Below are 223 nucleotides of genomic sequence, written 5' to 3'. Positions count from 1 at the left end.
GAACAAGACCCATGACCACGTTGCTGATTGCCGAGCACGACAACGCTCACGTCAAGGACGCCACCCACAAGGCGCTCTCCGCCGCCAAGGCCCTGGGCGCTCCGGTGCACAGTCTCGTGGCCGGCTCCAACGCCCGCGCGGCGGCCGAGGCGGCCGCCAAGCTGGAGGGCGTGGAGAAGGTGCTGCTGGCCGATGCGCCTCCTTACGAGCACCAGCTCGCCGA

The 223-nt window shown here is 69.5% G+C and carries 1 protein-coding gene; it reads left to right on the top strand.

The window, feature by feature from the left end:
• Window positions 1-11: 11 nt before the first annotated feature.
• Window positions 12-223, top strand: a 212-nt coding sequence (locus tag E4K09_RS19920) for an adenine nucleotide alpha hydrolase family protein (protein WP_483238019.1), incomplete at its 3' end; no start/stop codon positions are given.

Source organism: Microvirga pakistanensis (assembly GCF_004458765.1).
GTDB lineage: Bacteria > Pseudomonadota > Alphaproteobacteria > Rhizobiales > Beijerinckiaceae > Microvirga > Microvirga pakistanensis.
Note: the sequence above shows the minus strand (reverse complement) of the source record. Positions and strands in the feature narration are given on the sequence as shown.